Below are 26,156 nucleotides of genomic sequence, written 5' to 3' on the forward strand. Positions count from 1 at the left end.
AAACCATATTGTCAACTTAAATTTAAAATGGATTTACAATATAGTTAAGAGGATAATTATTTAAAATTTATATAAAAAAATTAAAGGAATTATTTAAATTTATATAGAAGTTTCCTATAAGAATATTATTAATAAGGGAAAATAATCATTATAAGAAGAGGATTTATGAAACCTTATAATGGTTTAAGGGGGGTTACTGACTAATATTGTTGTAAATTTAACAATTATCATTATATGCATAGGGATATAGTAGGATTAATTTTATATAATAATATGAAATTAAAAAGTATACAAGAAAAAAATACTCTTTTTCTTGTATATATTGATAAAATATGACAATATAATTATATATATAATTTTTAAGATAAAATAGAAGGTGGAGGACAAATGGGAAAGGCTGTTAGGAAGATAAATAAAGTTCTACTTTTTATATTAATATTTAATTTAATGTTTTCAATTAAGAGTGTAAAAGCTAAACCTATTAATAAGGACTTTATATTTAATAGAATAACTTTAGAAGATGGTATATCCCAAGGATCCATAGAAGATATTATTCAAGATAGACATGGATATCTTTGGTTTGGTACTGCAGATGGATTAAATAGATACAATGGATATGAATTTAAGGTGTATAAATATAAAGAGGATGATAATAATAGTCTTACCTCAAGTTATATAGGTGCCTTAATAGAGGATAAAGAAGGATTCCTATGGGTTGGAACTAACCAAGGATTAAATAGATTAGATACTTATGATGATACCATAAAGAGATTTGTAACTTCTCATAAAGAAGAAAATAGTATATCTAACAATAATATAATATCTTTGCTAGAGGATAGCAAAGGAAATATATGGATTGGAACTGAGAAGGGATTAAATAAATACAATAAAAAAGAAGAAAGGTTTACAAGATATTTAGAAGAAAACAGTAATTTAAGTAATGACTTTATTAATTCCATATATGAAGATAAGGATGGATTTATATGGATAGGTACTAAGAATGGATTAAATAGATTAGATACTAAAAATAATGTTATAGAAAATTATTATAGTGGACAAGACAACAATGGTTTAAATGGAAACTATATAAATAAAATATATGAAGATAGATCAGGTTATATATGGATAGGTACCATGGATCATGGATTAAATAGATATGATAAAAAAAATAAAAGTTTCAAAAACTATTATAGTTATAGAAAGGATGAAGATAGTATTTCTTCTAATATAATACAAGATATCTATGAGGATTCTAGTGGAGATATATGGATTGGAACTAAAGGTGGACTTAATAAATATAATAGGGGAAAAGATAGCTTTACTAGATATAAATCTATTAATTATGATAATAAAAGTTTAGTAGATAATAATGTAATGAGTATATACGAGGATAGAACAGGTCTTATATGGATAGGTACTTATAATGGTATAAGTTATTTTAATCCTCATTCATTATTTAGAAATTATAATAAGTCTGAGAATGATGATAATTCCCTAAGTGACAATATGATAAGTGGAATATACGAAGATAAAGAGGGCATACTTTGGATTGGTACCATAAGCCAAGGGCTTAATGAAATGGATAGAGATAAGGGAAAGGTAACAAGGTATAGGTATGACAGAAGAGATGATTATAGTATAAGTGATGATAGAATACTTGGGATTACAGGGGATAAAGAGGATAATATATGGATTGCTACTAATTATGGGCTTAATAAATATGATAAGAAAACAAATAAATTTAAAAGGTTTTTGTATAATAAAGATGAAGAAAACTCTATTGTAAATAATGAACTAAGATATTTATATGTAGATAATAAAAATGTCTTATGGATTGGAACACGTCATGGACTGTCTTCCTTAGACATAGGCACAGAAAAGTTTACAACATATAATAATATATTAAAGGATGCAGGGGTAGAAGATTTACATATAGTATCTATACATGAAGATAGGGAAGGGGTTTTATGGCTAGGAGCTGCTACTGATGGAGGACTTATAAAATTTAATAGAAATAACAATAAGGTAGAGAGTTATAAATATAAAAAGGATGATGATAGAACCCTAAGTTCTAGCAGTATAAGAGGAATAAATGAAGATAAAGAAGGAAATCTTTGGATAGCTACAAGTCATGGAGTTAACCGGTTTAAAAAGGAAACAGGGGAAGTTAAAAGATTTACTGAAGATAGTGGACTTATCAATAATTATAGCTATGGAATTCTTATGGATGAGGAGGATAATCCGTGGATAAGTACAAATTATGGCTTAGCTAAATATGATAAGGATAAGGATAGGTTTATAAATTTTACAGCAGCAGATGGTCTTCAAAGTAACGAGTTTAATGTATATGCTTTTTTTAAGAATAAAAATCAAGAGATGTTTTTTGGAGGAATAAATGGATTAAGTAGTTTTTTTCCAAAAGATATTTTAAGTAGTGTAGAGAATAATAAAGTAGTTATAGAGGAATTTTTAGTTAACGGAGAGGCTAGACCTATTAATAACGCCGTGAAATTAGGGTATAATGAAAATTATTTTTCTATAGACTTTTTTATTCCAAGTTACAATAAGCTTAGAAAAACCCAATATGCTTATATGTTAGAAGGTATGGATAAGAAGTGGGTTTATACTGATGACAGACATTTTGCTTCCTATACTAATGTTCCAGGTGGGGAGTATACGTTTAAAATAAAAGCTATGAATAAGGATGGAAGCTGGTCAGAGGAAACAGAACTTAAAATTCATATAGGAACTCCTCCCTGGAAGTCATGGTGGGCATATAGTATATATATTTTAGTAATAGTTATAATTATATATTTAATATGGAATTATGTTAAAATACTAGAAGGCTTAGTTGGTATTAGAACAAAGGAGTTAAATAATAAATTAGAGGAAAATAGTATTCTTTATAGTAAGCTTTTAGAAAATGAGCAGTGTAAAAATGATTATTTTCTAAATCTTTCTCATGAACTTAAAACACCATTAAATGTTATCTTATCCACTATACAACTTATAAATAGTAAAATTGATATAAATAATCTTACTAAGAATGATATAGCTAAGTATATGGGGATTTTAGGTAGGAATTCAACCAGGCTTCTTAGAACAATTAATGATATTATAGACACCTCTAAGATAGAGGCTGGAAGCTACAAAATAAACCCCCAAAAGCAAGATATTGTTTATATGGTGGAGGAAGTGGCTCTATCTATGAAATCATATATAGAAAGCAATGGAATTAACCTTGTAATAGATCCTTATGTAGAGGAAAAGTTTTTATACTTTGATGCTACAGAAATGGAGAGATGTATTGTTAATCTAATCTCTAATGCAGTAAAGTTTACTAACAAAGATGGATATATATATCTTTATATATATGATGAAGGTGATCAAGTTAAAATATCTGTAAAGGATACAGGGATTGGTATATCAGAAGAGAATCAAAAGATAATATTTAATAGATTTGTTCAAGTTATGGACAATGGGATTAGTGTTAAAAAAGGTAGTGGAATAGGTCTTACATTAGTGAAATCTTTAGTGGAGTTACATAATGGAACAATAGAGGTTAAAAGTGAGATCAATAAGGGCAGTGAGTTTATAATTACCCTACCTAGTGAAGCGTCTTAGGAAAACTATCTTAACTATGTAAATATAAATTTTTATAATTATAAAAGGGGTATAGTGATATTAAAGTTCTTCTAAGAGAGGATTAGAATTAATTCTTAAGCTTAGGAGAACTTTATTTTTAATATTAAAAAGTATGCAGCGTAGTTGTAAAAATTATGGATTTTACATAGGGGTTTGAAAACCATTTCTTAAACTGTTATAATAAAAAAGTAAAAATATATAAGAGTATTCCAAAAGTTATAAAGAATACTTGGGGATTAAAGTAAAACTTAATTTATACAAGATTTTATTCTGTATAAGTTAAACTGCTCCAAGAACTTTATAATCCTTGTTTTTATCTTTAGTTCCTATAGAGTATTAGGGGAGTAAGGCAAGGAAATAAATTTAGAGAAAATTAGGGGGAAGAAATATGACAGTAGAAAGATATGAAGGAACAGGAAGAATGAGTAGGGTTGTAGTTCACAATGGAACTATGTATTTATGTGGACAAACATCTGGGGAGAAGGACCAAGACATAAAGGCTCAAACAAGTGCAGTACTTAAAAAAGTGGAAGATCTTTTAGATAAATATGGATCAGATAAAAAACACATATTATCCACTACAATATACATAAAGGAAATGAGTTTATTTAGTGAAATGAATGAAGTTTGGGATAGTTGGGTAGAGAAGGGTTTTGAGCCAGCTAGAGCGTGTGTAGAAGCTAAAATGGCTAGAGAAGAGATTCTAGTTGAAATGTCTGTTATAGCAGCAGTTAAATAAAGGATAAATTAATTAGGCTGGAGTTTTACTCCAGCCTAATTTTATATAATTTCTATTATTTAGATTTAACCTTTATCCAAGCTTCTTCATATTTTTTTATATCATCCTTTAAATAAGAATAATACTCTAATCCTTTTAATGATTCCTCATCAGGGTAAGCTACCTTATCCTCTTGTTTTTCTTTATCTAATAAATCAAAAGCAGCTTTATTAGTTGTAGAGTAGCCTATATATTCAGAGTTTTGTTTTGCATTCTCTCCATCAAGTAAAAAGTTTATAAGTTTTTCTGCATCTTCTTTATGAGGAGCTCCCTTAGGAATACACATAGCATCTATCCATATATTGCTATGTTTAGGAATTACATATTTAATGTTAGGATTCTTATCCTTGATTAAAACTGCATCTCCAGACCAAGCTACAGCAAGAGCTGCTTCTCCTGCAGCCATTCTTTCCTTCATTTCATCTATCATATAAGCTCTAACTAAAGGCTTTTGCTTTATTAGTTCTTCTTCAGCCTTTTTAATTTCTTCATCTTTTATAGAATTTAGAGAATATCCAAGCTTCTGAAGAGCAATTCCCATGGACTCTCTCATAGAATCATACATTATAATTTGGTTTTCATATTTAGAATTCCATAATATGTCCCAATCATTTACGGGTTCCTTAACTTTAGTTGAATCATATAAAATACCTACAGTACCCCACATATAAGGAGCAGTATACTCATCATTCTTATCATGAGGAAGCTTATGGAACTTAGTATCTATATTTTTTATATTAGGGATATTATCGTAGTTTAGTTTTTCCATCATATCTTCACCAATCATTCTTTGAATCATGTAGTCTGATGGAATTACCAAATCGTATGAGTTAGCTCCTGATTTAAGTTTTTGATACATTTGTTCGTTAGTATCAAAGCTCTCATAGTTTACCTTTATACCAGTTTCCTTTTCAAACTTTTTTAATAGGTCTTCATCAATATAGTCTCCTTGATTTAAAAAGTTTATTGTAGCTCCTGAAGACTTTTTATTACATCCTATAAAAATAGAAGTTATCATAACTGTACTTAGGGCAACAGCCACTAATTTTTTTATTTTATTCAATAGAACCACTCCTTACAATAGAATCCTTTTTATTTATAAATAATAATAGTATAAGTACCAATAAGAACATTATAGTTGATAAAGCGTTTATTTCAGGTTTTATACCACGTCTTGCCATGGAATAGATCTCTATAGATAAATTAGTAACTCCAGGACCAGTGGTGAAAAAGCTTATTACAAAGTCATCTATTGACATAGTAAAGGCTATTAAAAAACCAGAAATAATACCAGGTTTTATTTGAGGAAGTATTATTTTTCTCATGGCATAACTTGGAGTAGCTCCAAGATCTAGGGCAGCATCCTCTAAGTTTAAAGGAAGTTGTTTTAATTTAGGTAGTACTGATAAAATTACATAAGGTATATTAAATGTTATATGTGCTAAAAGCATGGTTAAAAGTCCAAAGCTTATATTCATAAATCCTCTTAAGAATATAAATAGACACATTAAAGATATACCAGTAACGATATCTGGGTTTAAAACAGGAATATAGTTTATATTTAATAATAGTTTTTTCCTAAAACCCTTACTTTTATGAATACCTATGGCACTTATTGTACCAATAATAGTAGCTATTATTGATGATACAAGGGCTATGCCTAATGTATAGTATAGTGCTGTTAATATTCTATCGTTGTTTAAGAGCTCGCTATACCATTTAAGGGTAAAGCCATTCCAAGTAGCCATAGACTTAGAATCATTGAAAGAAAACACTATAAGTACAGCTATAGGAGCATATAGAAAGAAAAAGATTAGTCCTATATAGGCTTTTGTGCCTATTTTTTCAAGTTTTCTTAGCATATGTTCCCACCACCTTCCTTAGAGTCTTTATCGTATTTAGACATTATTGCCATAGAAATTAATATAATTATTATCATAAATATAGATAGGGCAGAACCGAAATTCCAATCATCCATAGTAGTAAATTGCTGTTCTATAAGGTTACCTACTAGCATATATTGCCCTCCACCTAAGAGTCTAGAGATTACAAAGGTAGTAACTGCTGGCATAAATACCATAGTAATACCAGATGCTATTCCAGGAACAGAAAGAGGAAGAATAATTTTTTTAAATGTTTGCCATCTAGTAGCTCCAAGATCAGAAGCAGCATTTATTAAGTCTTTGTCCATTTTTATAAGCACTGTATAAATAGGTAGTATCATAAAAGGCAAAAAGTTATAAATCATACCAAGTAGTACTGCACCATTATTATAAAGTAGATTAAGTTTAGATAAACCTATTTTAGAAAGAAGAGTATTTATTATACCGTTATTTCCTAGTATGGCCATCCAAGAATAGGTTCTAAGTAGAAAGTTCATCCACATAGGAAGTATCATTAAAGTTATAATAAGATTTCTTCTTTTTTCTCCAAGCTTTGAAACAAAGTAAGCTAAAGGATAGCCTATTAATAGACATAAAAATGTTGATATTGCTGCAAGGTATAAGGATAGCCCAAAAACCTTCATATAAGTAATATCAAAGAGCCTTTCAAAGTTTGCAAAAGTAAAACTATAAGAATCTCCAGTTTTTTGTGTGAAGCTAAAAAATAATACTATAAGTAATGGAAAAATTATAAATATAAGACTCCATACAAGGTATGGAGATGAGTATAGGATACTTTGATTTTTCTTTTTCATCTATACATCACTCTCTTTATTTATAATGTGAAGGTCAGATGGAGTGATATCCATTCCTATTTCTGTTTGAGCTTCCACACACTTAGTATTATGAAGTATCCATTTAACTCCATCAACTTCAACTTCAATTTCATAATGAACTCCTTTAAATATAACAGAAGAAACTCTTCCTTTTACCATTCCTTTATCTGGTTCCACAATTTTTATGTCTTCAGGTCTTATGACTACTTGGACAGGAGTGTTGTTTCCAAAACCTTTATCCACACATTGGAATAACTTGCCTGAGAATTTAACTTTAAAATCCTCTAGCATAATTCCAGATAGAATGTTGCTCTCTCCTATAAAGTTTGCTACAAAAGCATTAGAAGGTTCGTTATATATATCTTCTGGGGTACCCATTTGTTGTATCTTTCCATTATTCATAACTATTATGGTATCAGACATGGTTAAGGCTTCTTCCTGATCATGGGTAACAAATACAAAGGTTATTCCTAATTTCTTTTGTATTTTTTTAAGCTCCAATTGCATCTCTTTCCTAAGCTTTAAGTCAAGAGCTCCTAAAGGTTCATCTAATAGTAAAACCTTTGGTTCATTAACAAGAGCACGAGCAATGGCAATTCTTTGTTGCTGTCCTCCGCTTAAGGAATCTATTTTTCTTTTTTCAAATCCTTCTAAGGAAACTAGTTTAAGCATTTCCTTTACTTTTTTGTCTATTAAATCCTTAGAAACCTTTTTTATTTTAAGTCCAAAGGCTATATTTTCATAAACATTCAGATGAGGAAATAGAGCATACTTTTGAAAAACTGTATTTAAAGCTCGCGCGTAAGGCGGAACAGAGCTTATATCAGTGTTTTCAAATATAACATTACCACTATCAGAAGTCTCAAAGCCTGCTAAGATTTTTAAAGTTGTGGTTTTACCACATCCAGATGGACCAAGCAAGGTCAAAAATTCATTTCTCTTTATTTCTAGGTTTAAATTATCTAAAACCGTATTATCTCCATAGGCTTTAGATATATTTTTTAACTCAATAATGTTTTCATTCAAAATAAACACCTCTTTCAATTAAGCTAAAATGTAGGTGGAGTACTTATCCATATTACTTTTGCAGGAGTTCGTCCACTATTAGATATATAATGATTAGCCTTAGGCTTAAAGTAAAAACTTTCACCTTTTTTCACCTTTACAATTTTTTCTCCTAAGTGTAGATATATACTTCCAGACAGTACATAGCCGAATTCCTCTCCCTCATGGGGATTATCTTCTGCAAACTTTCCACCAGGCTCTAGAGTAACCATTATTGGCTCCATTTCATTCTTTTGAGCGTTAGGTACCAGCCACATTATATGGTATTTAAGCTCTGCATTATCTGTTTCAAACATATCTTCTTCAGAAAAAGCTATTTTTTCTGTTTGATGGTCACTAAAAAATTCTTGAAGATTTGTTCCGAGAATATCTAGTAAATCTATTAAAGTAGCAATAGATGGAGAAGTAAGGTCGTTTTCAAGTTGCGATATAAATCCCTTTGAAAGTTCACACCTATTTGCTAGTTCTTCTTGAGTTAGCTGTTTTTCGATTCTTAGCCTTCTTATCTTATCACCAATTTGCAAATCTCACACCTTCTAAAACATATATTTTTACAATCAATATTTCTAAACTTTTAGTTTAAAATTTCTAAACAACAAGAAATATTATATATATTTTAGAAGAAAAAATCAATATTTTTATAAAAAAATATTTTTAATAAATTATGCTGTAATCCTATATTAATAAGGTGTTAAGGTAGAAGCTTAAAGGCTGGGGTTTATAAAAAAAGTAACTGCAGTTTAGTATAAGTAATCACAATTGTTTTTAGTAATTAAAATTACAAAATGCAGCTACTAAGAATTTAGTTTACATATACTAAGAATAAAAAAGGCTATAACTACGGTTATTGTATATTTAAAATAGTTTTTACCATGGAAGTTAAAGCTTTAAAAGAAAAGCTGTAAAAAACAGTGTTATAATGAGTATAGTATATAAGTAATAAAAAATTTAGTATAATTTAACTTAATTTAAGATATTTTAAGTTAATTTAAAGAAATTCCTTTGTTAAACTAAATAAAGGAATAAAACTATTTGTAAACTTTTTAAATATAGATCTCTTTAATTAAAGGACTAACAATATAGGTTTTATGATTTTTTAAAATATAGACAACCTATTGAAGAGTATAGAAAAAAATATAATACTGTATAAGGATAACATATAATAATATGATGAGTTTAGACAAGATAATTTAATTAATAAATGATACTAATATATAATTAAGATAGATAAAAAATCATTGAACTATTGTCTGATAAAGATTAAAAATAAAATTACAGATTATTGTTGAATAAATAACATTACTTTGATATAATCACATTGTAAGATAAATATAAATGAATATGTACTATTTATATAAGGAATATGGTGAGAAACCATAGCAGCCCCCGCTACTGTAATCGTGGACGAGGAGTTATAACCACTGGAATATTTTCTGGGAAGGAACTCTAAGGTTGAAACGAAAGCCAGGATACTTATTAAGTAGTGTGACTTGAGAAAGCTTTTCTTCGGAGGGAGGACTAAGCATAATATTGTTATGTATATTATGCATTCCACAGAGGGTTTCTGTGGAATTTTTATTTTAATTAGACCTAAAATAGTACATTGTTCTATTCTACTATATAAATATAATCAATGAAGATTTATAAAATCAATGGAGATTTTAATGGTAGAATAAGTGGTCTCATGTATATATCAAGGGTGATATATACATGTTGACAATACTTTTTTTAAATAGTATATTAAGATTAAACACAATGAAGTGGATGAGCAAGGGTGCTCCATAGATATCTATGGAGCACCCTTTTTTTATCTTACAGAATATGTTTTATAAAATGAGACTTAATTTGGTTCTAGTTTTTACTCTGTATGAATTGTAGTTAAATTAGGTTATATACTGTGCAATTTTTATTTTCAGCTCTAAAAATATAGTTGTTAGAATTGCAGAGTATAGGATAAATAAAATTATTTTAATAATTTGAGGAAAGGGGATAAAGAATGAATAATTTTAGTATAAAAACTAAGGTGTATTTTGGACAAGGAGCTTTGGAAGTTTTACATACTATAAAGGAAAAGAAAGTATTTATAGTTACAGATCCTTTCATGGTAAAGTCAGGAATGATAGACAATATTGTAAATCCTTTAGAAAGCAATAAGGTAGAATACTCTATATTTAGTGATATAGTACCAGACCCTCCTATTGAAACTGTTGTTAAGGGTATAGAGGAAATGTCGAAAATTAATCCGGACATTTTAATAGCTCTTGGAGGGGGATCTGCCATAGATGCTGCCAAGGCAATAAAGGATTTTTCATTAAAAATAGCTAATACTAAGGAAGTTGAGTTTATTGCAATACCAACTACTAGTGGAACAGGATCAGAGGTTACAGCTTTCTCTGTTATTACAGATAAGGAAAAGGGTGCTAAATATCCTCTAGTTTCTGATGACTTAGTTCCAGAAGTGGCAATACTAGATCCAGAACTTGTTAAAAGTGTACCAAACTTTATAACAGCAGATACAGGTATGGATGTACTAACTCATGCTTTAGAAGCTTATGTATCCACTAAAGCTAATGACTTTACAGATGCTTTAGCAGAGAAGGCTATAAAACTTGTGTTTGAAAACCTAGTAGAGGCATATAACAATGGTGGAAACTTAGTTGCAAGAGAAAAAATGCATAACGCATCATGCTTAGCTGGTATGGCATTTAACATGGCATCTCTTGGAGTAAATCATGGTATAGCTCATGCTATTGGTGGAAAACTTCACATACCTCATGGAAGAACTAATGCTATACTTCTTCCTCATGTAGTTGAATATAATGCTGACATTAAAGGCTACAATGATGTTAAGTATTCAGAGGCTGCAAAGAAGTATGCAGAGGTTTCAAAACTTTTAAACCTTCCAGCAGGAAATGTAAGATCAGCTGTTAAAAGTTTAATTAGTGCTATAGAAAAGCTTCAAAAGGATATGAAGATGCCAAAAACTTTAGCTGATTGCAAAGTTCAAGAGGCTGACTTTAGTAAAGTAAAAGAGGAGATAGCTGAAATGGCACTTAAGGATGCATGTACAGCTACTAATCCTAAAAATCCTACTAAAGAAGATGTTATTAAAATTTTATTAAAAATAAGAAAATAAATTTAATAAAATTCATAGACAAATATATTGACTAAAAACAAAAAAAAATGTATAATTTGATTATGCACAAGGGAGTGCATATGAATTAATTATTGGATAGCAATGAGGCTACTTGAAAATGAGTTTTTATAACTTTATTTTTAAGAGCCTCTTTTATTTTACTATAAAGGTAGTTGATAGTTATGAAGGACGAAAAGCAGAGAGTAATTCAGGAATATGTTCCTGGAAAACAGGTTACTTTAGCTCATATAATAGCAAACCCTAATGAGGAGCTTTATAAGAAACTAGGTCTAGTTTCTAATGAAAGAAATGCAATTGGAATATTAACTATAACTCCTGGGGAAGCTTCTATAATAGCTGCGGATATAGCTACAAAGGCTGCAGGGATTTCTTTAGGTTTTGTAGATAGATTCAGTGGTTCAGTGGTTTTAACAGGGGATGTATCTTCAGTGGAATCAGCTCTAAAGGAAGTTACAGAGGTGCTTGAAAACCTTTTGAGTTTTTCTTCTACAAAAATATCAAGAACTTAGGAGAAAGCTATGAAAAAACTCATATTAATAGGAAGAACCGAAAGTGGGAAGACTACTCTTTGTCAGAAGCTTCATGATATAAAAATCGAATATAAGAAGACGCAAGCTGTAGAAGGTTATGAAAATGCTATTGATACTCCAGGAGAGTATATAGAAAATAGATTCTATTATCAGGCTCTTATGGTAACATCTGCTGATGCTGATGTTATAGGTCTTGTTCAAGATGTAACAGATGATAGAAGTTATTTCCCTCCAGGGTTTGGTGCTAGTTTTTCAAAGCCTATTATAGGAATACTTACAAAGGTTGATCTTGTAGATGATGAAGATATTTTAAAGGAAAGAGAACAATATTTAATTGATGCTGGAGCAGAAAAAATATTCAGGGTCTCGCCAAAAGAGGATATAGGCACTCAGGAATTAGAGAAATTCTTAAATGGAATTTAGCAGAGGTGAATGCTTAAAATGAAAAAAACTATTGTAATAGTCGATGATGAACCTATTACTAGAATGGATATAAGAGATATTTTAGAGGCAGAAGGCTACGAAGTAGTAGGAGAAGCTTCCGATGGTTTTGATGCCATTGAGTTATGTAGAAAATATTCACCAGACTTAGTTATAATGGATATACAGATGCCTATCTTAGATGGGCTTAAAGCAAGCAAAAAGATAAATATGGAGAACCTAGCAGGAGGAATTATACTTCTTACTGCATTTAATGACAAAGGTTTTGTTGAGAAAGCAAAAAATGTTGGGGCCTTCGGATATTTGGTTAAACCCTTAGACGAAAAATCTTTTATACCTACCATTGAGATGTGTCTATCAAGGGGAGAAGAATTTAAAAGTCTAAAGGTGGAACTTAAAAAAGCAACAAAAAAGCTAGATGAGAGAAAAGTTATAGAAAAGGCAAAAGGAATTCTAATGAAGGAACTTAAAATTACAGAGGATGAGGCATACAGTAAGCTAAGAAGTTTAAGTATGGATAAGAGATGTTCTATGATTAATATTGCAGAGACTATAATAATTACCTATGATTAATGAAGATATATATATTCTTTCAAAGAAATATACAGATTTAAATCAAGATGAAATAAATAAAATCATAGATGTATCAAAATCTCTGAATCTTATGGCTGACTTTTATGATTGTGACATTTTTATAGATGTGTTATCAAAATATAAAGAAGAGGCTATAGTACTTGTTCATGGAATACCTTCAAGTGGTAAATCCTTATACTCATCTACAGTAGTTGGAAAAGTAGCATCAAAGGAAAGAGAGCCAGGGGTTTTAAAAACTTTTGAAACTGGATTACCATCCAAGGATATAAAGGCAATAACCCAAGAAAACAAGTTTGTTAAACAAAGAATAGTACCAATAGATCATTTAGGTAAGACTATAGGAGTTCTAATTCTTGAGCAAGATATAAGTAGTGAAATAACTAAGGACTTTAATTTAGAGAATAACTCTAAGTATGAAGAGTCACTTATGACTACATTTAATAGTTTAAACAACTTAAGTTTTTCTTTAACTAACTTTTTAGATGATGCAATACTAATATTCAATAATGAAGGACTTTTAAAAGTGAAAAATTTCAAGGCAGAAACCTATTATAAAAATCTAGGATATGATTTATCGAGCTACAATATTCATTATGATGACTTACTTATAGGCAGTGAAAGTTTTATTACTGTATTAGAAGAATTAATATCTAAGGAAAATAGTATAATATCCAAGGAAGCACAGGTTAATGAATCTTACTTTAGCTTTAAAACAATTCTTTTAAATCATAAAGAATTAATTTTAGTTGTGATTATAAAGGATATAACAGATATAAAAGAAAAAGAAGCTCAAATTGTTTCTAAGTCTGTTGCATTAAGGGAAATACATCATAGGGTTAAAAATAATCTTCAAACTATAGCTTCTCTTTTAAGACTTCAAAGTAGAAGGTGTGAAAGTGAAGAGGCAAAAAACTGTTTGAAGGAAAGTGTAAGTAGAATACTTGCAATAGCATCGACCCATGAGTTGCTATCCCAAGAAGTATCAGATAATGTGAATATTATAGAAGTTATAACTGCTATAACAAACAATATAAAAAGAAGTTTTAATAATAGTAGTAAGATTATAGATATCAATGTTATTGGAGAAGATTTTCAAATAGACAGTGATAGAGCAACATCTATATCCCTTATAATAAATGAACTTATTCAAAATTCTTATGACCATGGGTTTAAGGATAAGGAAAAAGGTCATATATATGTAATAGTTGAGGGAAATAGTGATAAAAAGCAGATGGCTGTAATTGACAATGGAGTAGGGTTTAAAGAAGATACAAGTAGTAAAAGTCTTGGACTTACCATTGTGAAAAGCTATGTGAAGGACAAATTAAGAGGTGAAATATCCATAGACTCTAGTGATAGAGGAACAAAAGTGAAAATAGACTTTAAAATGTAACTAGGCTACGTTGTAGTGGCTAAGATTTAAGCAAAGAGGCTTAAGGTTATAACAAAAGGGAGAGTTAAAACCCCTTTACTAAGTTATAACTTTAAGCCTTTTTAGTTTGGAGGTGTAAAAATGAGAGAGGAACTTTTAAGTGTTGGTATCGATATTGGTACTTCAACAACTCAGTTAGTTTTTTCAAAGTTAATAGTGGAAAATACAGCCTCTAGCTTCTCAGTACCTAGAATTTCAATAGTTGATAAGGAAATTATATATAGAAGTGAGGTATACTTTACTCCATTAATTTCTAATACAGAAATTGATGCCTTAAAGGTTAAGGAGATAGTAGAACTTGAATATAAAAAAGCTTCTATAGATAAAGATGAAATAAAGACAGGAGCAGTTATTATAACAGGAGAAACTGCAAGAAAAGAAAATGCCAATGAGGTTTTACATACCTTAAGTGGTTTTGCAGGAGATTTTGTTGTGGCAACAGCAGGACCTGATCTTGAAAGCATTATTTCTGGAAAGGGTGCAGGAGCACACATTTATTCAAAGGAAAGGTCCACTACTGTTGTTAATATTGACATTGGTGGAGGAACAAGTAACTTAGCTGTATTTAACAGAGGAGATGTAAGAGAAACAGGATGCCTTGATGTAGGTGGAAGACTTATTAAGGTAGACAAGGCTTCAAAGAAAATAACTTACATATCCCCAAAGATTGAAAAAATCATAAAGGATAAAAACTTCAATATAAACCTTGGAGATATAGCTACAAAAGAAAACTTAATGCCAATTATAAATGAAATGGTAACATATCTTGAAGCCAGTGTTGGTCTTGCAAAACAGGATGACTATTTCAATTATATAGTAACAAATAAATCTATAGCATTAAAAGAGAAAATAATATGCATATCCTTCTCAGGAGGAGTTGCAGATTATATATATAATGAGCATCCTATTACTGATTATTTTCAGTATGGGGATGTGGGGATTCTACTGGGAGAAGCTATTAAGAAGTCTAGGTTATGTAGTGACTTAAAACTTTTAAAGTCCCTAGAAACTATAAGAGCCACAGTGGTAGGAGCTGGTTCTCACACCACAGAAATAAGTGGAAGCACCATAACTTATACTCAAGATAGCTTCCCTATGAAGAACTTACCAATTATAAAACTATCTCTAGAGGATGAATCTCAAGGGGTGGAAGAATTTAAATTAGCCATAAAAGAAAAGCTACAATGGTTTAAGCTAGAGAATGACCTTCAGAAGGTAGCCTTAGGACTTAAGGGACAGAAAAATCCTAGTTTTAAGGATATTCAGAAATATGCTGAAGGTATATGTAAGGGACTTGAAGAGGTTATCTCAAGAGAACTTCCTTTAGTGATTGTTGTAGAAAGTGATATGGCAAAGGTTCTTGGACAAGCTATTTACTCCTTAATGGATTTCAAAAAGGATGTAATATGCATAGATAGTATAAAGGTAGAAAATGGAGATTATATCGACATTGGAAAACCAATTGCTGAAGGAAAAGTTTTACCTGTAGTTGTAAAAACATTAGTTTTCAACTAATTGGAAGGAGGATACAAAGTGATTTTAAAGACAAGGCTATTTGGACGTGTTTATGAATTTAAGACAATAAACGAAGTAATGGCAAAAGCTAATGAAGAAAAATCAGGAGATAAATTAGCGAGGGTGGCTGCAGAATCAGCAGAAGAAAGAGTAGCAGCAAAGGTTGTTTTATCAAACCTTACTCTAGCAGATTTAAGAAATAATCCAGCTGTACCTTATGAAATAGATGAGGTAACAAGAATAATACAAGACTCAGTAAATGAAAAGATTTATGGAGAAATAAAGGGCTGGACAGTATCAGATTTTAGAGAGTGGATATTAGATGAAAATACAACAGGGGCAGATATAAGAAGAGTATCTAGAGGATTAACTTCTGAAATGGTAGCTGCTGTAGCTAAGATAATGTCTAACTTAGACTTAATATATGGAGCAAAGAAGATAAAGGTAACAGCTCACTGTAATACTACTATAGGAGAAACAGGAACTTTATCTGCAAGACTTCAACCAAACCACCCAACAGATGACCCAGATGGAATATTAGCTTCATTAATGGAAGGTTTAACTTTTGGAATAGGTGATGCTCTTCTTGGACTAAACCCAGTTGATGACTCTGTTGAAAGTGTAACTAAGGTCTTAAAGAGATTTGAAGAGTTTAAGCAAAAGTGGGAAATACCAACTCAAACTTGTGTACTTGCTCACGTTACAACACAAATGGAAGCTATTAAGAAAGGTGCACCATCAGACTTAATATTCCAATCTATAGCAGGATCACAGAAGGGTAATGAAGCCTTTGGATTTACTGCAGACACAATAGAAGAAGCTAGACAACTTGCATTAAAACATGGAACTGCATCAGGTCCAAACGTAATGTACTTTGAAACAGGACAAGGTTCTGAGCTTTCTTCAGAAGCACACCATGGTGTGGACCAAGTAACAATGGAAGCTAGATGTTATGGATTTGCAAAGAAATTTGATCCATTCTTAGTAAACACTGTTGTTGGATTTATAGGACCAGAGTATTTATATGATGCTAAGGAAGTTACAAGAGCAGGTCTTGAAGACCACTTCATGGGTAAACTTACAGGAATACCAATGGGATGTGATGCTTGTTACACAAACCACATGAAAGCTGACCAAAATGATATAGAGAATCTATCAGTACTACTTTCTACAGCAGGATGTACTTACTTTATGGGAATTCCTCATGGAGACGACGTAATGCTTAACTATCAAACAACTGGATACCATGAGACAGCAGCTTTAAGAGAACTTTTAGGATTAAAACCTACAAAGGAATTCGAAAGCTGGATGGAAAAAATGGGATTTGTTGAAAATGGTAAGCTTACAAGCAAGGCTGGAGATGCATCCATATTCTTAGGATAGGAGGACTGTAATTTATGAATGAAAATCAATTAAAAGAAATGGTAGAAAAACTATTAACAGAAATGGTTGGAGAAACCAATAAAGAAACTATAGAAAAAGCTACTAAACAATGTGCTGAATCTTTAGTAAACAGCGATGAGTGTCTTCCAGACATTACAGAAATAGATTTAAAGAAACAGCTTCTTGTTGAAAATCCAAAGGATGAAGAAGGATATCTTAAGATGAAGGCTAAAACTCCAGCAAGACTTGGAGTTGGAAGAGCAGGTGCTAGATATAAGACTATAACTGCATTAAGAGTTAGAGCAGACCATGCAGCAGCACAAGACTCAGTTTTCTCTTATGTTTCTGAAGACTTTGTTAAGAAGAACAACTTAATATCAGTTGAAACTCTATGTAAGGATAAGGATGAATACATAACTCGTCCTGACCTTGGAAGAAAGTTTTCAGAGGAAACTCTTAAAACTATAAAAGAGAAGTGTGGAACTGGTAAAAAGGTTCAAGTAATGGTTGGAGATGGATTAAGCTCCGCTGCTATAGAAGCAAACCTTGAAGACATACTTCCAGCTATAAAGCAAGGACTTAAGGTTTATGGTCTTGAAATGGGAGAAATCTTATTTGTAAAACACTGTAGAGTACCTGCTATGGACCCTGTAGGTGAAGTTACAGGAGCAGACGTTGTTTGTCTTCTAGTAGGAGAAAGACCAGGTCTTGTAACTGCAGAGTCTATGAGTGCATATATAGCATATAAGCCAACAGTTAATATGCCAGAAGCTAGAAGAACTGTTATATCAAACATCCATAGTGGTGGAACTACAGCAGTTGAAGCTGGAGCTCACGTAGCAGAACTTATAAAGACTATGATAGATAAAAAGGCATCTGGAATAGATTTAAAACTTTAAGGATGGAGGGAAACATATGAAACATCAAGCAATTACCCCAGCTGTTCTAGGCGTAAAACTAATATCAAATGTAAGCCCAGAAATGGCAGAAAAATTAGAACTTGAACCACATCATAAAAGTCTTGGGTTAATAACTGCTGACTGTGATGATGTTACTTATACAGCTTTAGATGAAGCAACAAAGGCTGCTGATGTAGAGGTTGTTTATGCAAAATCTATGTATGGTGGAGCAGGAAACGCATCCACAAAGCTAGCTGGAGAAGTTATAGGAATAATTGCAGGACCTAACCCAGCAGAAGTTAGAAGTGGAATGAATGCAGTACTTGATTTTATGGAAAATGGATCTCATTTTATAAGTGCAAATGAAGATGGATCTATACCATATTATGCACACTGTGTATCTAGAACAGGTTCTTATCTTTCTAAGGTAGCAGGTATAAACGAAGGAGAAGCCTTAGCTTATTTAATAGCTCCTCCACTTGAAGCAATGTATGCTTTAGATGCAGCTTTAAAGGCAGCAGATGTTAGAATGGCTACTTTATTTGGACCTCCATCAGAAACTAACTTTGGAGGAGCCCTACTTACAGGAAGCCAATCAGCATGTAAGGCAGCTTGTGATGCTTTTGCAGATGCTGTACAATTTGTTGCTGAAAATCCAACAAACTATTAATAAGGATAGCTAATGGATATAAAAGCTTTAGGATTAATTGAAGTAATAGGATACTTAGGAGCTATTGAAGCAGCAGATTCTGCTTTAAAGGCTGCTAATGTAGAACTTATAGGCTGTGAAAAGATAAAAGGTGGTATAGTTACCGTTAAAATAACAGGAGATGTTGGAGCTGTACAATCAGCAGTAGATGCAGGAGCTAAGGCATCAGAAAAACTTCAAGTATTCCGTCACAGTCATGTAATCCCAAGATTACATGAGGACACATTAAAGATACTTTTAAAAGATAAGAAAGATAGTGAAGATAAAAATGGTCATATAGATATGGCAGATAATAGTTCTAAGGATTCTTTTAAAGAAGAATTAGAGGAGATAAAATCCTTAGATAAAGAAGATACCTTAACTACAGAAGCCGTAGTTAATAAGGCTACTCCTGAAGAAGTGAATAAGGCAGAAATAATCTTGACATCTAAGGATGAAACAGACATGAAGGATTCTTCAAATAATATAGATAAGATTCCTTCCATAGAAGAACTTAAGGATTTAAAGGTTAAAGATCTTAGAAGACTAGCCTCAAAACTTAAGATTTCATCTATGACAAATAAGCAAATTAAATTTGCGAAAAAAGATATGCTGATAGAAAAGATATCGGATTTTCTTAAGGAGGAAAGCTAATGGAATTATTAGATAAAGATCTTGTTTCTATACAAGAGGTAAGAAACTTAATAGCTAGAGCTAAGAAGGCTCAAAAAGAACTTGCTAAAATGAGCCAAGAGCAATTAGATAAAATAACAAAGGCTATATCTGATGCAGGATATGAAAATGCAGTTAAACTTGCTAAAATGGCAAATGAAGAAACTGGATTTGGTAAGTGGGAAGATAAGGTAATAAAAAATACATTTGCATCTAAATCAGTATATGAGTCTATGAAAGATTTAAAAACTGTTGGTATTTTAAGTGATGATAAGGAAAAGAAGGTAATGGAAGTTGGAGTTCCAATGGGAGTTGTAGCTGGATTAATACCTTCAACTAACCCTACATCTACAGCTATATATAAAGCTATGATATCAATAAAAACAGGAAATACTATAGTATTTTCTCCACACCCAGGTGCTAAGAACTGTATATTAGAAACAGTTAAAGTAATAAGTGAAGCAGCAGAAAAAGCTGGATGTCCAAAAGACGCTATATTATGTATAACTGTACCTACTATGCAAGCTACTGATGTATTAATGAAGCATAATGATGTATCAGTAATATTAGCTACAGGTGGTTCAGCAATGGTTAAGGCTGCTTATTCTTCAGGAACACCAGCTATAGGAGTTGGTCCAGGAAATGGTCCAGCATTTATAGAAAAGAGTGCTAATGTTTCTTTAGCAGTTAAGAGAATATTAGATTCTAAAACTTTTGATAATGGAACAATCTGTGCATCAGAGCAATCCATAATAGTTGAAGAATGTATGGAAGAGACTGTAGTTAATGAGCTTAAAAAGCAAGGAGCATACTTCTTAACTAAGGAGCAGAGTGTTCAGCTTTCTAAATATATAATGAGAGCTAATGGAACAATGAATCCTCAAATAGTTGGTAAGAGTGTTGAAACAATAGCAAAACTTGCAAACATTGATGTTCCAAAGGGAGCAAGAGTGTTAATTGCTTATGAAACAGAAGTTGGACCTAAGGCACCATACTCAAGAGAAAAACTTGCACCAATCTTAGCATTCTATGTAGAAAAGAACTTAGAAAATGCTATTGAAAGATGTGTAGAAGTATTAAACAATGAGGGTGCAGGACATACTTGTGGAATTCACTCTGAAAACCAAGAAGTAATAAGAGAATTTGGACTTAGAGTTCCAGTTTCAAGAGTACTTGTTAATACTCCAGGAACTTTAGGTGGAATAGGAGCTTCAACTAACATAGTACCAGCTCTTACTCTAGGATGTGGAGCTGTTGGTGGAAGTTCAACTTCTGACAACATAGGACCACTAAACTTAATTAACATTAAGAGAATAACTTATGGAGTTCGTGAAATAGAGGACCTAAGAGGAGATAAGGTTGAAGAAGTTAAGACTTCAGAAACTTTAGGAAATGTTTCTCAAAATGAAGAGCTAATAAACTTATTAGTAAAGAAAATATTAGCTGAATTAAAATAGTAAATCAAAATAATTAAAATAAAAAAATAAATTTATTTAATCTTAAGGAGGAATTTTATTATGGCAAGCGCAAACGCATTAGGAATGATAGAAACTAAAGGATTAGTAGGAGCAATAGAGGCAGCAGACGCAATGGTTAAGGCTGCTAACGTAACACTTGTTGGAAAAGAGCAAGTAGGAGGCGGACTAGTAACAGTTATGGTAAGAGGAGATGTAGGAGCTGTTAAGGCTGCTACAGATGCAGGAGCAGCAGCTGCTGAAAGAGTTGGAGAATTAGTATCTGTTCACGTAATACCAAGACCACACTTTGAAGTAGACGCTATACTACCAAAGGTTACTGAATAATATTTTAAAATAGATGTGCTGAAATTTTCAGCACATCTATACATCTAGTAAGGGATGTGAGACAATGAGCCTTATTACAGAAAGTGAACTCAGAAAACGATTGAAGAAAGATAACTTAAAAGAGTTAAAAGAACTTCAAGTTTTAAAAAAAGACATAGTTACCCCTTCTGCTAAATCCTTTTTAACAGAGCATAACATAGAATTAAAATATGTGGATGTAATAGAAGAAAAAAAGGATGAAAAAGAAGAAAAGGTAATTATTGATGAATATAAATATGAAACAATATTTGGAGCTCATCTTAAGGAAAAGCCTGAACATATGACCCACCTAAAAGGAAATACATTGGTTTTTAAAGATCATAATAGAATATTATTTAGGGGAAAAGTAGATACTTTAGAGAGTAAAATACTTGAAACTCAAATATTATGTAATAAATTAGGTGAGGCTTTAGTTATTAAAGATCTTCAGGAAATACTAGACTTTGTCCGTAGAATTTTAAGATGTGAAGTTCTTGAAGAAGAACTTTTAGAATTTAACCTTCAGGGAATGACAAAGGAAGAATTAAGAGAAAAATCTCATTATCCCGAAAAATATTTTGGAATGTCTCATTTTACCCCAGATTATACTATGGGTGAAGTAGTTATAGCCCTAAATTCTTTAAGGACTTTAACGAGGGAAGTAGAACTTAGTGCATTAAAAGCCTTTAAGAATGAGTATGGTATGGTAGAAAGAGTAGATATAATAAGAGCCTTAAATAGGCTATCATCTTTATTTTGGATAATGATGTTCAAATATAGAACAATGAAGTATAAACAAAAGTAGGAGGTAAAAGATGGATAATCTTTTATTAGAGAACTTAGTGAAGGAAGTTGTAAAGAAGGTAAAGGAAGAAGCTTTTATAGAAGTTGAAGCCTCTGGAAGACATATTCACTTAAGTAGAAAAGACATAGATGCCTTATTTGGTGAAGGATATGAACTTACAAAGATAAAGGATCTTTCTCAACCAGGACAATATGCTTGTAAGGAAAGAGTTACTATAATTGGACCTAAGGGATCTATAAGTAATGTAGTTGTTTTAGGACCAGAAAGAAAAGAAACTCAAGTTGAGGTATCTTTAACAGACTCTTTAGCTTTAGGAATAAAAGCACCAGTTAGAGAGAGTGGAGATATAGAAGGAACTCCTTCAGTTATAATTGTAGTTGGAGATAAGGTGATTAAAAAAGATAAGGGAGTAATCGCAGCAAAGAGACATATACACATTACTCCAGAAGATGCTAAGAAGTTTAATGTTTCTAATAAGGAAATAGTTAAGGTTAAAATACTTAGCAGTAGACCGCTAATCTTTGATGATGTAGTTATTAGAGTAAGTGAAAACTTTAGAACATATATGCATATAGACTATGATGAAGCTAATGCTTGTGGTTTCTCAAAGGGAACTTTAGCAAAAATTATTAAATAAATTCACCAAGGAGGTTATCTCAGTGGATTTTGAAAAATTAGTTGATATGATAACTAAGGAAGTAGCTAAAAGGATAAGTGATTTAAACAATAAGGAAGAAATCAATAATAAGGAAAAGGTAGTAATACTAGCTACAACACCTTATAAAGATATAGAGGAAAAGTTAAATCATAAGTATAGTATCCAATATTTTAGCGAAGATCTTAGAGACTGTGATAAGATCATAATTCCAAGAACTTGTATAAAGCTTCTTTCAAACCTAGCTAATGGAATTTGTAGTGAGGAATCTCATAAGTTCCTATCTATAATGTTATTAAAAGGCAAGAAGGTTTATATGTTAGAAGATGGAATAGAATATAAAAAGTATAAAGGAAGAGCACCAGAAGCTCTTTGGAATATGTATAGAGGTTTTGAAGAAAAAATAAAAACCTTTGGAATAAATATAATTTCCTCTCTAGATGAAATAGAAGGAAAGTCAAATAATGAATCATTAAATAAAATTGAAGAAAAAACTTCTAATTTAGATAATGAGAAGAGTGCAGAAGATTTTCTATTTAAAGGTAAAAAGCTTATCACTGAATCAGATTTAAGAAAGATGTATATGAAGGGTACAAAAGAAGTTGTAATATCTAAAAAGTCTTTAGTAACCCCTCTAGCAGTGGACTTTGTAAGAATTCATCAATTAAAACTTAAAAGAGTTTAATAGGAGTAAAATTATTATGATAATAGGAAAAGTTGTAGGTAATGTATGGGCTACTAGAAAAGATGAAAAGTTATGTGGTCAAAAATTTCTAGTTGTAAAAAGAATGGAAAGTAAATCTAAGGAAAAAGATGAACTTCTTGTAGCTGCTGACAATGTAGGAGCAGGACATGGTGATTATGTACTTATTACTACAGGTAGTGCAGCTAGAGTTTCAATTGAAAATGAAAATGTACCAGTGGATGCAGCAATTGTTGGAATAATAGATTCCATAGATGTTAGTGATGACTAAAGCCATAGGGGGCATTGAATTTAGAAGCTTAAGTAAGGGAATAGAGGTATGTGACTTAATGGTTAAAAAATCTTATGTTACTATACTCATTTCAAGACCCATATGTCCCGGAAAGTTTCTTGTCATAATAAGTGGTGATTCTGAAGAGGTGTATGAAGCTATAAGCACTGGAAAAGAGAGTGGACATGGTTTTATATCAGATACCTTTCTTATAAATGGAATAGATGAGAGAATAGTAGGATTTTTAAAGGGAAAAAGAGAAAAGCCAGAGGAAATAGAGGCGCTTGGAACCTTTGAAACCACTAATGTATCTATGGGAATAGTAGCCTTAGATAAGGCGCTGAAATTTTCTAATATTGATATTTTAAAAATAAATATGGCTTTTGGTATAGGCGGAAAGCTGATTTTTATTGTTTCAGGTTCAGTAAGTGATGTGGAGGAAGGGATAAAAGAGGCTTTAAAATCTATTGATAGTAAGAAGCTTATTCATTATTCAATTATCCCTTCTCCAAGTTCTTTAGTAATAGATAGTATATTATAAGTCTAATTTGAAGGGAGATTATTCATGGGAATAAACGATATTATAATTTATTTAATGGTTATATTCATGGTATTAGGTGCTATAGATAAGTGCTTAGATAATAAGTTTGGCTTAGGAGAAAAGATGGAGGAAGGATTTATGGCAATGGGATCCTTAACTCTTGCCATGGTAGGAGTTATATGTCTTGCTCCAGTACTTTCTAATGTGTTAAAGCCAATAGTAGTACCATTTTACAATGCTTTAGGAGCAGACCCAGCTATGTTTGCAACGACTTTACTTGCAAATGATATGGGTGGATTCCAATTAGCTGTAGAGCTTGCAAATACTCCAGAAGCTGGTATGTTTGCAGGGGTTATATTAGGAGCTATGATGGGACCAACTATAGTGTTCACAATACCAGTAGCTCTTGGAATCATAAAGAAAGAAGATCATAAGTTCTTAGCTACAGGAGTACTTGCAGGAATAATTACAATACCTCTTGGAGCAATAGCTGGAGGATTAACAGCAGGATATTCTATAGTTATGATATTAAAGAATTTAGTACCAATAATATTATTTGCAGCATTAATTGCAATAGGTCTTTGGAAGATTCCAGATAAGATAATAAAAGGATTTACATACTTCGGAAAATTTGTAGTAATTATAATAACTTTAGGACTTGCATCAGCAGTTGTTGAAAAGTTAACTGGAATAGTAATAATACCAGGAATGGCACCTATATCAGAAGGATTCCACGTAGTTTCAGATATAGCAGTAGTATTAGCAGGAGCATTCCCAATGGTATATGTTATAACTAAGGTATTTAAGAAACCTTTAATGAAGCTTGGACAATTATTAGGAATGAATGATGTAGCAGCAGCTGGAATGGTAGCATCCCTTGCAAACAGTATCCCAATGTTTGGAATGATGAAGGACATGAACGCTAAAGGAAAGATAATAAACGTTGCTTTTGCAGTTTCAGCATCCTTTGTATTTGGAGATCACTTAGGATTCGTTGCAGGAGTTGCAAAGGACATGATATTCCCTATGATAGTTGGAAAACTTGTAGCGGGTGTTACAGCAGTAGTAGTAGCTGTATTTATAGCTAATAAGATGGTAGGAAAGGAGGCATAATATATGAACTTAGATTCTAATGTAATAGAGCAATTAGTAAGAAAAATAATAGAAGAGAAATTAAATGAAGCTAAAGGTGGCTCAGCACATGATTTTGTATGTGACAGAGATATAAGCGGAATAACTTCAGTTAAGCTAAATACAGTTAAGGTGGATGAGTCTAATAGATTAGACACAGGAAATCCTAATGATGTAGTTTACACAAAAGATTTATTTACACTAGAGGAAAGCCCAAGACTTGGATGTGGAATCATGGAAATGAAAGAAACAACTTTTGATTGGACTTTAAACTATGATGAAATAGACTATGTTATAGAAGGACACCTAGACATAATAATAGATGGAAGAAAAGTGTCAGCAGATGCAGGTGAACTTATCTTAATTCCTAAGGGAAGCAAGATACAATTTTCAGTTCCAAACTCTGCAAGATTTATATATGTAACATACCCAGCAGACTGGGCATCACAAAACGATTAATAGAAGGAATCTTCCTTCAGTTGATGGTACATTTAGTAGCCATCATATAAATAACCCTTAAACAACACAACACAAAATCTTTCTCATTACTATATATATGGAGAGCAAGGCGTTAGCCTTGCTCTTTTTGGTTTCTATTAATAATGTTAGATATAGTAATTTTAAAATATAAATATTATAAGAGTATTTAGTTTAAAGATTTAGTTTTAAAAGTGTTACGTATAAGAAAATTACTATAATGGAATAAATTTGT

General features: G+C 31.4%; 26 protein-coding genes and 1 riboswitch. Of the genes, 21 read left to right on the forward strand and 5 right to left on the reverse strand.

The window, feature by feature from the left end; translation table 11 throughout:
• Nucleotides 1-387: 387 nt before the first annotated feature.
• Nucleotides 388-3,624 (forward strand): ligand-binding sensor domain-containing protein, encoded by a 3,237-nt coding sequence (locus BR69_RS0115530; RefSeq protein ID WP_027634006.1) that lies wholly within the window; start codon nt 388-390, stop codon nt 3,622-3,624.
• Between the two features lie 409 nt (nt 3,625-4,033).
• Entirely contained in the window at nt 4,034-4,384 is a 351-nt protein-coding gene (locus BR69_RS0115535; RefSeq protein WP_027634007.1) for a RidA family protein, read from the forward strand.
• A gap of 55 nt (nt 4,385-4,439) precedes the next feature.
• Here BR69_RS0115535 and BR69_RS0115540 read toward each other — a convergent pair whose 3' ends face one another.
• The 5 genes from BR69_RS0115540 to BR69_RS0115560 are packed head-to-tail and all read right to left on the reverse strand — an operon-like array spanning nt 4,440 to nt 8,731.
• Nucleotides 4,440-5,486, reverse strand: coding sequence for an ABC transporter substrate-binding protein (locus BR69_RS0115540; protein WP_027634008.1), 1,047 nt, complete (start codon nt 5,484-5,486; stop codon nt 4,440-4,442).
• Complete coding sequence (locus BR69_RS0115545) at nt 5,479-6,285, reverse strand: ABC transporter permease (protein WP_027634009.1); 807 nt, start codon at nt 6,283-6,285, stop codon at nt 5,479-5,481. Before BR69_RS0115545 ends, BR69_RS0115540 begins: the two co-directional genes overlap by 8 nt.
• Nucleotides 6,279-7,121, reverse strand: coding sequence for an ABC transporter permease (locus BR69_RS0115550; RefSeq protein ID WP_027634010.1), 843 nt, complete (start codon nt 7,119-7,121; stop codon nt 6,279-6,281). Before BR69_RS0115550 ends, BR69_RS0115545 begins: the two co-directional genes overlap by 7 nt.
• Nucleotides 7,122-8,168: a spermidine/putrescine ABC transporter ATP-binding protein gene (potA, locus tag BR69_RS0115555; protein WP_027634011.1), complete on the reverse strand. Its 1,047-nt coding sequence runs from the start codon at nt 8,166-8,168 to the stop codon at nt 7,122-7,124. It abuts the gene before it with no gap.
• A 23-nt stretch (nt 8,169-8,191) separates the two neighbouring features.
• A complete protein-coding gene (locus BR69_RS0115560; RefSeq protein WP_027634012.1) occupies nt 8,192-8,731 on the reverse strand; it encodes a helix-turn-helix domain-containing protein in 540 nt (179 codons plus the stop codon).
• Nucleotides 8,732-9,513: 782 nt separating this feature from the next.
• A riboswitch (cobalamin riboswitch) is annotated at nt 9,514-9,702 on the forward strand.
• A 501-nt stretch (nt 9,703-10,203) separates the two neighbouring features.
• On the opposite strand from BR69_RS0115560, the gene BR69_RS0115565 reads away from it, so the two are divergent.
• From BR69_RS0115565 to BR69_RS0115655, 19 genes are all read left to right on the forward strand, one after another.
• Entirely contained in the window at nt 10,204-11,343 is a 1,140-nt protein-coding gene (locus tag BR69_RS0115565; RefSeq protein ID WP_027634013.1) for a 1-propanol dehydrogenase PduQ, read from the forward strand.
• Nucleotides 11,344-11,525: 182 nt separating this feature from the next.
• Nucleotides 11,526-11,873, forward strand: a complete 348-nt coding sequence (locus BR69_RS0115570; RefSeq protein ID WP_027634014.1) for a BMC domain-containing protein — start codon at nt 11,526-11,528, stop codon at nt 11,871-11,873.
• A gap of 9 nt (nt 11,874-11,882) precedes the next feature.
• Nucleotides 11,883-12,317, forward strand: coding sequence for a EutP/PduV family microcompartment system protein (locus tag BR69_RS0115575; protein WP_027634015.1), 435 nt, complete (start codon nt 11,883-11,885; stop codon nt 12,315-12,317).
• A gap of 18 nt (nt 12,318-12,335) precedes the next feature.
• Nucleotides 12,336-12,908 carry an ANTAR domain-containing response regulator gene (locus BR69_RS0115580; protein WP_027634016.1) on the forward strand — a complete coding sequence of 191 codons (573 nt, stop codon included), beginning with the start codon at nt 12,336-12,338 and terminating at the stop codon, nt 12,906-12,908.
• Entirely contained in the window at nt 12,901-14,322 is a 1,422-nt protein-coding gene (locus BR69_RS0115585) for a sensor histidine kinase (RefSeq protein ID WP_034850011.1), read from the forward strand. Before BR69_RS0115580 ends, BR69_RS0115585 begins: the two co-directional genes overlap by 8 nt.
• A gap of 120 nt (nt 14,323-14,442) precedes the next feature.
• Nucleotides 14,443-15,876, forward strand: a complete 1,434-nt coding sequence (gene eutA / locus BR69_RS0115590; RefSeq protein WP_027634018.1) for an ethanolamine ammonia-lyase reactivating factor EutA — start codon at nt 14,443-14,445, stop codon at nt 15,874-15,876.
• An 18-nt stretch (nt 15,877-15,894) separates the two neighbouring features.
• Nucleotides 15,895-17,259: an ethanolamine ammonia-lyase subunit EutB gene (locus BR69_RS0115595; RefSeq protein ID WP_027634019.1), complete on the forward strand. Its 1,365-nt coding sequence runs from the start codon at nt 15,895-15,897 to the stop codon at nt 17,257-17,259.
• A gap of 14 nt (nt 17,260-17,273) precedes the next feature.
• On the forward strand, nt 17,274-18,158 hold the full coding sequence (gene eutC, locus BR69_RS0115600) for an ethanolamine ammonia-lyase subunit EutC (RefSeq protein ID WP_027634020.1): 885 nt from the start codon (nt 17,274-17,276) through the stop codon (nt 18,156-18,158).
• A 16-nt stretch (nt 18,159-18,174) separates the two neighbouring features.
• Nucleotides 18,175-18,828, forward strand: coding sequence for an ethanolamine utilization microcompartment protein EutL (eutL, locus tag BR69_RS0115605; protein ID WP_027634021.1), 654 nt, complete (start codon nt 18,175-18,177; stop codon nt 18,826-18,828).
• Between the two features lie 12 nt (nt 18,829-18,840).
• Complete coding sequence (locus BR69_RS22325) at nt 18,841-19,500, forward strand: BMC domain-containing protein (RefSeq protein WP_027634022.1); 660 nt, start codon at nt 18,841-18,843, stop codon at nt 19,498-19,500.
• A complete protein-coding gene (locus BR69_RS20695; RefSeq protein WP_051623643.1) occupies nt 19,500-20,975 on the forward strand; it encodes an acetaldehyde dehydrogenase (acetylating) in 1,476 nt (491 codons plus the stop codon). The genes BR69_RS22325 and BR69_RS20695 overlap by 1 nt, the downstream gene beginning before the upstream one ends.
• A 60-nt stretch (nt 20,976-21,035) precedes the next feature.
• Nucleotides 21,036-21,320: an ethanolamine utilization microcompartment protein EutM gene (gene eutM / locus BR69_RS0115620; protein ID WP_027634023.1), complete on the forward strand. Its 285-nt coding sequence runs from the start codon at nt 21,036-21,038 to the stop codon at nt 21,318-21,320.
• 64 nt (nt 21,321-21,384) lie between these two features.
• Nucleotides 21,385-22,143 (forward strand): ethanolamine utilization cobalamin adenosyltransferase, encoded by a 759-nt coding sequence (locus tag BR69_RS0115625; protein ID WP_027634024.1) that lies wholly within the window; start codon nt 21,385-21,387, stop codon nt 22,141-22,143.
• Between the two features lie 10 nt (nt 22,144-22,153).
• Nucleotides 22,154-22,780 carry an ethanolamine utilization phosphate acetyltransferase EutD gene (gene eutD / locus BR69_RS0115630; protein WP_027634025.1) on the forward strand — a complete coding sequence of 209 codons (627 nt, stop codon included), beginning with the start codon at nt 22,154-22,156 and terminating at the stop codon, nt 22,778-22,780.
• 22 nt (nt 22,781-22,802) lie between these two features.
• A complete protein-coding gene (locus tag BR69_RS0115635) occupies nt 22,803-23,483 on the forward strand; it encodes a TIGR02536 family ethanolamine utilization protein (RefSeq protein WP_027634026.1) in 681 nt (226 codons plus the stop codon).
• A 16-nt stretch (nt 23,484-23,499) separates the two neighbouring features.
• Nucleotides 23,500-23,772 (forward strand): EutN/CcmL family microcompartment protein, encoded by a 273-nt coding sequence (locus BR69_RS0115640; protein ID WP_027634027.1) that lies wholly within the window; start codon nt 23,500-23,502, stop codon nt 23,770-23,772.
• Nucleotides 23,765-24,313 carry a BMC domain-containing protein gene (locus tag BR69_RS0115645; RefSeq protein ID WP_027634028.1) on the forward strand — a complete coding sequence of 183 codons (549 nt, stop codon included), beginning with the start codon at nt 23,765-23,767 and terminating at the stop codon, nt 24,311-24,313. Before BR69_RS0115640 ends, BR69_RS0115645 begins: the two co-directional genes overlap by 8 nt.
• A gap of 24 nt (nt 24,314-24,337) precedes the next feature.
• Nucleotides 24,338-25,426, forward strand: coding sequence for an ethanolamine utilization protein EutH (gene eutH / locus BR69_RS0115650; RefSeq protein WP_027634029.1), 1,089 nt, complete (start codon nt 24,338-24,340; stop codon nt 25,424-25,426).
• Nucleotides 25,427-25,429: 3 nt separating this feature from the next.
• Complete coding sequence (locus BR69_RS0115655; protein ID WP_027634030.1) at nt 25,430-25,903, forward strand: cupin domain-containing protein; 474 nt, start codon at nt 25,430-25,432, stop codon at nt 25,901-25,903.
• The last annotated feature ends 253 nt before the right edge of the window (nt 25,904-26,156 follow it).

Source organism: Clostridium hydrogeniformans DSM 21757, assembly GCF_000686705.1.
GTDB lineage: Bacteria > Bacillota > Clostridia > Clostridiales > Clostridiaceae > Clostridium_Z > Clostridium_Z hydrogeniformans.

What these genes read in the sequence shown, in the direction of transcription:
- BR69_RS0115655 (WP_027634030.1), top strand. Translation starts at nt 25,430, where the DNA reads ATGAACTTAGATTCTAATGTAATAGAGCAATTAGTAAGAAAAATAATA.
- BR69_RS20695 (WP_051623643.1), top strand. Translation starts at nt 19,500, where the DNA reads ATGGAATTATTAGATAAAGATCTTGTTTCTATACAAGAGGTAAGAAAC.
- BR69_RS0115530 (WP_027634006.1), top strand. Translation starts at nt 388, where the DNA reads ATGGGAAAGGCTGTTAGGAAGATAAATAAAGTTCTACTTTTTATATTA.
- BR69_RS0115575 (WP_027634015.1), top strand. Translation starts at nt 11,883, where the DNA reads ATGAAAAAACTCATATTAATAGGAAGAACCGAAAGTGGGAAGACTACT.
- BR69_RS22325 (WP_027634022.1), top strand. Translation starts at nt 18,841, where the DNA reads ATGGATATAAAAGCTTTAGGATTAATTGAAGTAATAGGATACTTAGGA.
- BR69_RS0115545 (WP_027634009.1), bottom strand. Translation starts at nt 6,285, where the DNA reads ATGCTAAGAAAACTTGAAAAAATAGGCACAAAAGCCTATATAGGACTA.
- eutH (WP_027634029.1), top strand. Translation starts at nt 24,338, where the DNA reads ATGGGAATAAACGATATTATAATTTATTTAATGGTTATATTCATGGTA.
- BR69_RS0115585 (WP_034850011.1), top strand. Translation starts at nt 12,901, where the DNA reads ATGATTAATGAAGATATATATATTCTTTCAAAGAAATATACAGATTTA.
- BR69_RS0115570 (WP_027634014.1), top strand. Translation starts at nt 11,526, where the DNA reads ATGAAGGACGAAAAGCAGAGAGTAATTCAGGAATATGTTCCTGGAAAA.
- eutD (WP_027634025.1), top strand. Translation starts at nt 22,154, where the DNA reads ATGGATAATCTTTTATTAGAGAACTTAGTGAAGGAAGTTGTAAAGAAG.
- BR69_RS0115625 (WP_027634024.1), top strand. Translation starts at nt 21,385, where the DNA reads ATGAGCCTTATTACAGAAAGTGAACTCAGAAAACGATTGAAGAAAGAT.
- eutL (WP_027634021.1), top strand. Translation starts at nt 18,175, where the DNA reads ATGAAACATCAAGCAATTACCCCAGCTGTTCTAGGCGTAAAACTAATA.
- BR69_RS0115550 (WP_027634010.1), bottom strand. Translation starts at nt 7,121, where the DNA reads ATGAAAAAGAAAAATCAAAGTATCCTATACTCATCTCCATACCTTGTA.
- BR69_RS0115640 (WP_027634027.1), top strand. Translation starts at nt 23,500, where the DNA reads ATGATAATAGGAAAAGTTGTAGGTAATGTATGGGCTACTAGAAAAGAT.
- eutA (WP_027634018.1), top strand. Translation starts at nt 14,443, where the DNA reads ATGAGAGAGGAACTTTTAAGTGTTGGTATCGATATTGGTACTTCAACA.
- eutM (WP_027634023.1), top strand. Translation starts at nt 21,036, where the DNA reads ATGGCAAGCGCAAACGCATTAGGAATGATAGAAACTAAAGGATTAGTA.
- eutC (WP_027634020.1), top strand. Translation starts at nt 17,274, where the DNA reads ATGAATGAAAATCAATTAAAAGAAATGGTAGAAAAACTATTAACAGAA.
- BR69_RS0115580 (WP_027634016.1), top strand. Translation starts at nt 12,336, where the DNA reads ATGAAAAAAACTATTGTAATAGTCGATGATGAACCTATTACTAGAATG.
- BR69_RS0115565 (WP_027634013.1), top strand. Translation starts at nt 10,204, where the DNA reads ATGAATAATTTTAGTATAAAAACTAAGGTGTATTTTGGACAAGGAGCT.
- BR69_RS0115645 (WP_027634028.1), top strand. Translation starts at nt 23,765, where the DNA reads ATGACTAAAGCCATAGGGGGCATTGAATTTAGAAGCTTAAGTAAGGGA.
- BR69_RS0115535 (WP_027634007.1), top strand. Translation starts at nt 4,034, where the DNA reads ATGACAGTAGAAAGATATGAAGGAACAGGAAGAATGAGTAGGGTTGTA.